Source organism: Citrobacter sp. ANG330 (genome assembly GCF_047467925.1).
GTDB classification, from domain to species: Bacteria; Pseudomonadota; Gammaproteobacteria; order Enterobacterales; family Enterobacteriaceae; genus Citrobacter_A; species Citrobacter_A amalonaticus_G.
Genome location: NZ_JASJUI010000011.1, coordinates 148,502 through 155,785, shown reverse-complemented (window position 1 = coordinate 155,785; position 7,284 = coordinate 148,502). Strand labels below are relative to the sequence as shown.

The 7,284-nt window shown below is 51.4% G+C and carries 7 protein-coding genes; 4 read left to right on the top strand and 3 right to left on the bottom strand.

Annotated elements, in window-relative coordinates:
• Positions 1 to 52: 52 nt before the first annotated feature.
• On the bottom strand, positions 53 to 556 hold the full coding sequence (gene mobB / locus QNN88_RS20050) for a molybdopterin-guanine dinucleotide biosynthesis protein MobB (RefSeq protein ID WP_414241757.1): 504 nt from the start codon (positions 554 to 556) through the stop codon (positions 53 to 55).
• Positions 553 to 1,137, bottom strand: a complete 585-nt coding sequence (gene mobA / locus QNN88_RS20045; RefSeq protein ID WP_414241754.1) for a molybdenum cofactor guanylyltransferase MobA — start codon at positions 1,135 to 1,137, stop codon at positions 553 to 555. The genes mobB and mobA overlap by 4 nt, the downstream gene beginning before the upstream one ends.
• A 69-nt stretch (positions 1,138 to 1,206) precedes the next feature.
• On the opposite strand from mobA, the gene QNN88_RS20040 reads away from it, so the two are divergent.
• From QNN88_RS20040 to dsbA, 3 genes are all read left to right on the top strand, one after another.
• Positions 1,207 to 1,476 (top strand): YihD family protein, encoded by a 270-nt coding sequence (locus tag QNN88_RS20040; protein WP_042325406.1) that lies wholly within the window; start codon positions 1,207 to 1,209, stop codon positions 1,474 to 1,476.
• 76 nt (positions 1,477 to 1,552) lie between these two features.
• Positions 1,553 to 2,539, top strand: a complete 987-nt coding sequence (locus tag QNN88_RS20035) for a serine/threonine protein kinase (protein ID WP_414241753.1) — start codon at positions 1,553 to 1,555, stop codon at positions 2,537 to 2,539.
• 14 nt (positions 2,540 to 2,553) lie between these two features.
• Entirely contained in the window at positions 2,554 to 3,177 is a 624-nt protein-coding gene (dsbA, locus tag QNN88_RS20030) for a thiol:disulfide interchange protein DsbA (protein ID WP_414241752.1), read from the top strand.
• Between the two features lie 12 nt (positions 3,178 to 3,189).
• Here the strand turns inward: dsbA and QNN88_RS20025 are convergent, their stop codons facing one another.
• Positions 3,190 to 4,125, bottom strand: a complete 936-nt coding sequence (locus QNN88_RS20025) for an acyltransferase (protein WP_414241751.1) — start codon at positions 4,123 to 4,125, stop codon at positions 3,190 to 3,192.
• 363 nt (positions 4,126 to 4,488) lie between these two features.
• Between QNN88_RS20025 and polA the strand changes: the two genes are divergently transcribed.
• Positions 4,489 to 7,275: a DNA polymerase I gene (polA, locus tag QNN88_RS20020; RefSeq protein WP_414241750.1), complete on the top strand. Its 2,787-nt coding sequence runs from the start codon at positions 4,489 to 4,491 to the stop codon at positions 7,273 to 7,275.
• Positions 7,276 to 7,284 lie beyond the last annotated feature (9 nt).

Below are 7,284 nucleotides of genomic sequence, written 5' to 3'. Positions count from 1 at the left end.
GACCACCGGATTTTGTAGGCCGGGTAAGGCGAAGCCGCCACCCGGCAAGTCATTAGATAGCACTCCACCCCACAATAAACTCCGCAATCACATCCACATCATTTAAATCCAGCACCGGAACTTCAAGTGGCAATACAACATCACTGGCCACCGCAATCACATGCTCATCCAGCGTTAACTCGCTGAAATCATGCCCGGCATCGCTTCTGAACAGCAGGATCTTAGGTATGGCTTCGTGCTTAAACCCCTCGACCAGAACCATATCCAGCCTGGATACATCCATCCTGCTGACCAGGTATGCTAAATCCAGTTCAGGTTCTTCAGGCGTCTCAGTCATCAATGCCCAACGTTGCTGGCTGGCGACCAGGGTTTGCGCCGCCCCCGCTTTGCGGAGTTCGTAGCTGTCTTTACCTGGCTTATCCACATCCATATCATGATGTGTATGCTTGATAAGCCCCGGGCGGATCCCGGCGGCGCACAGCGCCGGGATGAGCTTCCTGAGCAGCGTCGTTTTTCCTGTTCCGCTCCACGCGGCGACAGCCAACAGAGGGATCATAGTTTTTCCTGCCATTTATCAAGCTCCTCAAGGGTATTCACATTCACAAACGCTTCCTTGCAGTCGCTGAAGTCAACGGCATGCCCACCTGCCTGACGCATAAAAACCATTACTCGCCGCTCTCCGGACTGCAAATACGCCTGTAAAAATGGCTGGACCGAGCGGTGAACCAGTGCAATTGTTGGATGATCGCGTTCACCGTCGTGCACCCAGACTACTGGAGCCTGATCGCGCTGAGCACGTAACCGTTCGGTAAGCGTGTACGGTATAAACGGCGTATCGCAGGGGCAAAAAAGGAACCAGTCACCGCGCTCTTGTTGGAAAACAGAAAGCATACCCGCCAACGGACCGGGAAAATCCGCCATCACATCTGAAATGACTTTCAGGCCGCCTGAGCGATAAATCTCCTGATGGCGATTGGCATTCACAATCACCGTCTCCAGTTGCGATAACAGCGTATCGGCGACATGTTTCCACAGGGGTTTTCCTTTTAGCTCAAGCAGGCCTTTATCAATGCCGCCCATCCGCCTGGCCTTTCCGCCCGCCAGTACAACCCCTGTTATTGCACTATCCTGATTCACTGATATCGCCTCTTTTATTGTGGGATTGACCCTGCTAACGTGTCTGTCTCAAGAGTAAGGAGCACGACCATGAAATGTAAACGCCTGAATGAAGTTATTGAACTCCTCCAGCCAGCCTGGCAAAAAGAGCCCGACCTGAACCTGATGCAATTTTTGCAGAAACTGGCGAAAGAGTCAGGTTTTGACGGTGAACTGGCGGATTTAACCGACGACATTCTGATCTATCACCTGAAAATGCGCGACTCGGCAAAAGACGCGGTTATTCCCGGTATTCAGAAAGATTACGAGGAAGACTTCAAAACGGCGCTGTTGCGCGCCCGTGGCGTAATTAAAGAGTAAAAGCTTGTAAGCGGGGCCACCGAAGCTGTTATGAAATGATATCCTGAATCATTCGACGTATTTTCCGGATGATGGGATGAACAACAACGCTTTCAATTTCCAGACATTACACCCGGATACCATCATGGATGCGCTGTTTGAGCAGGGGATCCGGGTGGATTCTGGTCTTACCCCGCTTAACAGCTATGAAAACCGCGTCTATCAGTTTCAGGATGAAGACCGTCAGCGTTTTGTCGTTAAATTTTATCGCCCTGAGCGCTGGTCGGTTGATCAGATTTTGGAAGAGCATCAGTTTGCGGTTGAGCTTCTCGAGGATGAAGTCCCGGTTGCTGCGCCGCTGGCATTTAATGGTCAGACGCTATTATCGCATCAGGGGTTCCACTACGCGATTTTTCCAAGCGTAGGCGGTCGGCAGTTCGAAGCGGACAATATCGATCAAATGGAAGCGGTGGGCCGTTATCTGGGGCGTCTGCATCAGACCGGTCGTAAGCAGCCATTTACCTGTCGACCGACCATCGGGCTGGACGAATATCTCGTCGAGCCGCGTCAACTCTTCGAATATGCTCGACTCATTCCGTCCGCGCAAAAGGCCGCCTTCCTGAAGGCGACGGATACGCTGATTGCGGCCGTCACTGAGCGGTGGCCTACGAATTTTGACAGCCTTCGTCTACACGGCGACTGTCACGCCGGAAATATCCTCTGGCGCGAGGGGCCGCTGTTTGTCGATTTAGATGATTCCCGCAACGGTCCTGCCATTCAGGATCTGTGGATGCTTCTGAATGGTGATAAAGCTGAGCAACGTATGCAGCTTGAGACGATTATTGAAGCTTATGAAGAAGTTAGTGAGTTCGAAACATCTGAAATTGAACTGATTGAACCTTTACGTGCTATGCGTTTAGTTTATTATCTTGCCTGGCTGATGCGTCGTTGGGACGATCCTGCGTTTCCAAAAAACTTCCCATGGTTGACCGGGGAAGATTACTGGCAACGACAGACCGCGACATTTATCGAGCAGGCAAAAGTCCTGCAAGAACCCCCATTACAATTAACACCCATGTATTAATCGGAGACGTAATCATGAAAAAGATTTGGCTGGCGCTGGCTGGTATGGTTTTAGCTTTTAGCGCATCGGCAGCGCAATTCGAGGATGGTAAGCAGTATACCACCCTGGAAAAGCCCGTTGCCGGTGAACCGCAGGTGCTGGAGTTCTTCTCTTTCTATTGCCCACACTGCTACCAGTTTGAAGAAGTCCTTCATGTTTCTGATAACGTGAAGAAAAAACTTCCTGAAGGCGTCAAAATGACCAAATACCACGTTGAGTTCCTGGGCCCGCTGGGTAAGGATCTGACGCAAGCGTGGGCCGTCGCGATGGCACTGGGTGTAGAAGATAAAGTGACTGTGCCGATGTTTGAAGGGGTGCAGAAAACCCAGACCGTGCAAAGCGTTGCAGATATCCGTAAAGTGTTCGTGGATGCTGGCATTAAAGGCGAAGATTACGATGCAGCGTGGAACAGCTTTGTCGTGAAATCACTGGTTGCGCAACAGGAAAAAGCCGCTGCCGATCTGCAACTGCAGGGCGTTCCGGCGATGTTTGTTAACGGCAAATATCAGGTGAATCCGCAGGGCATGGATACCAGCAGTATGGATATCTTTGTTCAGCAATATGCTGACACGGTGAAATACCTGGTCGGTAAGAAATAAAAGCAGCGCCGGTCAGTGACCGGCGTTTTTGTTTGTAACTTTAATCTCTTCTATTAGCGCGTCTTTTTCGCTCCACAGCGTATTCAGCCACAGCTGGAAGCGTCGCTTAAATCCTTTATCGTTTACGTAGTCGCCGTGCAGTTCTTCCTGAATGGGCTGCATATCCACGCAAACCACAATGCGTGTCAGTTTCCCGCTCAGCATATCGAAGAAGGGGGTACTGTCGTTTTCTGGGTAACACAGCGTAACGTTAAGTAATTTATCGAACTGCGAACCTAACACGTTCAGCGCCATTGCGATGCCTGCGGCTTTTGGCGGTAACAGATGTTTATAGGGGGAGCGAGTCTGCAGATGTTTGTCTTCGGTAAAGCGAGAGCCTTCAACAAAATTGACGATTGTGGTGGGATGCGCACGAAATTTCTCACAGGACCGGCGGGTAGTCTCAACATCCTGACCACGACGTTCCGGATGGCGCAGGAGATAAGCACGTGAATAGCGCTTCATAAATGGCATATCCAGCGCCCAGCAGGCGAGGCCGATAAAAGGCACCCAGGCCAACTGCTGCTTAAGGAAATACTTGTTCATGGGAATGTGTTTACGAAAAAGCACGCACAGCACCACAATGTCTGCCCAGCTGTGATGATTACACACCAGCAAGTACCAGTTTTTCTTACTCAACCCTTCCAGACCTTTCACATCCCATTTCAGCCGCGGGTTGAGATGCAGCAGCAGGGCGAGCCCTTCACACCAGCAGTACATCATGAAATTACAAAACAGGGATACCTTGCGCCAGACGAACGGAACGGGCAGCAGGAGCTTTACCACTCCGGCAAGAATGATCGGCACAGAGCACAAAACCGTGACCACGATGGTCAGGGTGATGCTCAGCAACAGGGTGACTGCAGAAAGCAATCCTGGCATGATTAAATTATTCAAAGGAGTAGCCATAACAGTACGCTAAAGTCGCGCAAGGGGGCTGATTTTATCAGAAAATGATCCAAATGGAGGTTCTTCGCGTCAGAGAAAAACACGCCATATCTATCCACATTCCGTAATTCAATGAAAACACAGAGGGTTTATTTTATTGTTTTTGTAAGCTACTGAAATTAAAGCATATAATAAATGATGCTTAACGTATTGATTTGAAATTAATGCGATGAAAATTAATTATACACAAAGTTATCCACAGGTGGCTTTGCGAGCGATCCAGAAGATCTGCAAAAGAATTACGACAAATGTGGTGAAAAACTCATGTTTTCATCCTGTCTGTGGCATCCTTTATCCATAATCTGATAAACAGGCACGGACATTATGGTTCAGATCCCACAAAACCCACTTATCCTTGTAGATGGCTCCTCTTATCTCTATCGCGCATACCATGCGTTTCCGCCGCTGACGAATAGTGCGGGCGAACCGACAGGCGCGATGTACGGTGTCCTCAATATGTTGCGCAGCCTGATCCTGCAGTATCAGCCAACGCATGCCGCAGTGGTATTTGATGCCAAGGGTAAAACCTTCCGTGACGAATTATTCGAGCATTACAAATCGCATCGCCCTCCAATGCCGGACGATCTGCGGGCGCAGATCGAACCGTTGCATGCCATGGTTAAAGCAATGGGGCTACCGCTGCTGGCTGTATCCGGTGTGGAAGCGGACGACGTCATCGGTACCCTGGCGCGTGAAGCAGAAAAAGTGGGGCGCCCGGTGCTGATCAGTACCGGTGATAAAGATATGGCCCAACTGGTCACGCCAAATATCACCCTCATCAATACCATGACCAACACCATTCTTGGTCCGGATGAGGTGGTGACGAAATATGGCGTGCCGCCGGAGCTGATCATCGATTTCCTGGCGCTGATGGGCGATTCCTCCGATAACATTCCGGGGGTGCCGGGCGTGGGAGAAAAAACGGCTCAGGCGCTGTTACAGGGGCTGGGCGGTCTGGATACCCTTTATGCTGAGTCTGATAAAATTGCCGGGTTGACGTTCCGTGGTGCGAAGACCATGGCCGGTAAACTTGAGCAGAATAAAGAGGTGGCCTACCTCTCCTATAAACTGGCAACGATTAAAACCGACGTTGAGCTGGAACTGACTTGCGAACAGCTGGAAGTCCAGCAGCCACAGGCTGACGAACTGGTTGGGCTGTTTAAAAAGTACGAGTTCAAACGCTGGACTGCCGATGTCGAAGCGGGCAAGTGGTTACAAGCAAAAGGGGCAAAACCGGCGGCAAAACCGCAGGAAACGATTGTCATTGATGAAGCCCCGGCAGAAGCCGCTGCCGTACTCTCTTATGATAACTACGTGACCATTCTCGATGAAGCGACGCTGGAAACGTGGATTGCGAAGCTGAAAAAAGCGCCAGTGTTTGCCTTCGATACCGAAACCGATAGTCTGGATAACATCTCTGCCAACCTGGTAGGGCTCTCATTCGCTATTGAGCCGGGGGTGGCGGCTTATGTGCCTGTGGCGCATGACTATCTGGATGCGCCGGATCAAATCTCCCGCGACCGTGCGCTGGCGATGCTCAAGCCGCTACTGGAAGATGAAAACGCGCGTAAGGTCGGACAAAACCTGAAGTACGATCGCGGCATTCTGGCGAATTATGGTATCGAACTGCGCGGCATCGCGTTTGATACCATGCTCGAGTCATACATTCTGAACAGCGTTGCCGGCCGTCACGATATGGACAGCCTGTCCGATCGCTGGCTGAAGCATAAAACCATCACTTTTGAAGAGATTGCGGGTAAAGGGAAGAACCAACTGACCTTTAATCAGATCGCGCTGGAAGAAGCCGGGCGTTACGCGGCAGAAGATGCCGATGTCACTTTACAGCTGCATCTGAAAATGTGGCCAGAGCTGCAGCAGCACAAAGGGCCGCTGAACGTCTTTGAAAACATCGAAATGCCACTGGTACCGGTGTTATCTCGTGTAGAGCGTAACGGTGTGAAGATTGACCCAGCGGTGCTGCACAAGCACTCCGAGGAGATCACTCTGCGTCTGGCGGAGCTGGAACAAAAAGCCCATGACATTGCTGGCGAAGCATTTAACCTGTCATCGACGAAACAGCTCCAGACCATCCTGTTCGAAAAACAGGGCATTAAGCCGCTGAAGAAGACGCCTGGCGGCGCGCCATCAACGTCAGAAGAGGTACTGGAAGAACTGGCGTTGGATTACCCGTTACCGAAAGTCATTCTTGAGTATCGTGGCCTGGCGAAACTGAAATCCACGTATACCGACAAACTGCCGCTAATGATCAACCCGAAAACCGGGCGTGTGCACACCTCGTATCATCAGGCAGTGACCGCGACTGGCCGCTTGTCTTCGACCGATCCGAACCTGCAAAACATTCCGGTACGTAACGAGGAAGGGCGTCGTATCCGCCAGGCATTTATCCCGCCGAAGGATTACCTGATTGTTTCTGCGGACTATTCACAGATTGAGTTGCGTATTATGGCGCATCTGTCACGCGATAAAGGTTTGCTGACGGCGTTTGCCGAAGGGAAGGATATTCACCGCGCGACCGCCGCAGAAGTATTTGGTCTGCCGCTGGAGACCGTAACCAGCGAGCAGCGTCGCAGCGCGAAGGCGATCAACTTTGGTCTGATCTACGGTATGAGCGCGTTCGGTCTGGCACGTCAGTTGAACATTCCGCGTAAAGAAGCGCAGAAGTATATGGATCTCTATTTCGAACGTTACCCTGGCGTGCTGGAGTATATGGAACGCACCCGCGCTCAGGCGAAAGAGCAAGGCTACGTTGAAACGCTGGAAGGCCGTCGCCTTTATCTGCCGGATATCAAATCCAGCAACGGCGCGCGTCGCGCTGGCGCTGAACGTGCGGCGATTAACGCCCCAATGCAGGGAACCGCTGCCGATATCATCAAACGGGCAATGATTGCCGTCGACGGCTGGCTGGAAACGGAGAAACCGCGCGTGCGGATGATCATGCAGGTACATGATGAACTGGTGTTTGAAGTACACAAAGACGACCTGGACGCGGTAGCGAAAAAGATCCATCAACTGATGGAAAACTGTACGCGTATTGATGTGCCGTTACTGGTGGAAGTCGGGAGCGGTGAAAACTGGGATCAGGCGCACTAAGTGGTCGCA